Annotated in this window: 9 tRNA genes; all 9 read left to right on the forward strand. The window is 50.0% G+C overall.

Annotated elements, in window-relative coordinates:
• Positions 1 to 73: 73 nt before the first annotated feature.
• The 9 genes from FNK51_RS25835 to FNK51_RS25875 all read left to right on the forward strand — a co-directional run bounded on the left by FNK51_RS25835 (position 74) and on the right by FNK51_RS25875 (position 890).
• Positions 74 to 149, forward strand: a tRNA-Val gene (locus FNK51_RS25835).
• 11 nt (positions 150 to 160) lie between these two features.
• Positions 161 to 236, forward strand: a tRNA-Thr gene (locus tag FNK51_RS25840).
• Between the two features lie 42 nt (positions 237 to 278).
• Positions 279 to 354 (forward strand) — tRNA-Lys (locus FNK51_RS25845).
• Between the two features lie 9 nt (positions 355 to 363).
• A tRNA-Leu gene (locus FNK51_RS25850) sits at positions 364 to 445 on the forward strand.
• A gap of 5 nt (positions 446 to 450) precedes the next feature.
• Positions 451 to 525 (forward strand) — tRNA-Gly (locus FNK51_RS25855).
• Between the two features lie 12 nt (positions 526 to 537).
• Positions 538 to 626, forward strand: a tRNA-Leu gene (locus FNK51_RS25860).
• Positions 627 to 642: 16 nt separating this feature from the next.
• Positions 643 to 719 (forward strand) — tRNA-Arg (locus FNK51_RS25865).
• An 8-nt stretch (positions 720 to 727) separates the two neighbouring features.
• Positions 728 to 804: transfer RNA gene (locus FNK51_RS25870), tRNA-Pro, on the forward strand.
• Between the two features lie 10 nt (positions 805 to 814).
• Positions 815 to 890: transfer RNA gene (locus tag FNK51_RS25875), tRNA-Ala, on the forward strand.
• Positions 891 to 1,015 lie beyond the last annotated feature (125 nt).

A 1,015-nucleotide genomic window follows, 5' to 3' on the forward strand; every position in this document is an offset into this window, starting at 1 on the left:
TAAGCTCTTCAGCGCCGATGGTAGTTGGGGGTTTCCCCCTGTGAGAGTAGGACGCCGCCAAGCAGTTATATATGGAGGATTAGCTCAGCTGGGAGAGCATCTGCCTTACAAGCAGAGGGTCGGCGGTTCGATCCCGTCATCCTCCACCATTTTTACACTTGCCGGTGTAGCTCAACTGGTAGAGCAACTGACTTGTAATCAGTAGGTTGGGGGTTCAAGTCCTCTTGCCGGCACCATTTTCATACAAGCTTGATATAGCATATATAAATAGTATATATGAGCCATTAGCTCAGTTGGTAGAGCATCTGACTTTTAATCAGAGGGTCGAAGGTTCGAATCCTTCATGGCTCACCATTTTATTATGCGGGTGTGGCGGAATTGGCAGACGCACCAGACTTAGGATCTGGCGCCGCAAGGCGTGGGGGTTCAAGTCCCTTCACCCGCATGTTCGCGGAAGTAGTTCAGTGGTAGAATACAACCTTGCCAAGGTTGGGGTCGCGGGTTCGAATCCCGTCTTCCGCTCCACTATTTATTTATGCCGGGGTGGCGGAACTGGCAGACGCACAGGACTTAAAATCCTGCGGTAGGTGACTACCGTACCGGTTCGATTCCGGTCCTCGGCACCATCTTTCATCTTAATATGCGCCCGTAGCTCAATTGGATAGAGCATCTGACTACGAATCAGAAGGTTGTAGGTTCGACTCCCGCCGGGCGCACCATATTTTTTCGGGAAGTAGCTCAGCTTGGTAGAGCACTTGGTTTGGGACCAAGGGGTCGCAGGTTCGAATCCTGTCTTCCCGACCATGATTTTTTTGGGGCCTTAGCTCAGCTGGGAGAGCGCCTGCCTTGCACGCAGGAGGTCAGCGGTTCGATCCCGCTAGGCTCCACCAAAAAAACTTGACAAGCCCATTTGGCTTTGATATGATAAGAAAGTTGATTCTTTAAGAAGAGTCAAATTGCTCTTTGAAAACTGAACAAAACAAAGCGCCAACGTTAAATTTTAAGTGAGCACACA

It is taken from the genome of Bacillus sp. B4EP4a, assembly GCF_006680105.1.
Taxonomy (GTDB): domain Bacteria; phylum Bacillota; class Bacilli; order Bacillales; family DSM-1321; genus Peribacillus; species Peribacillus simplex_E.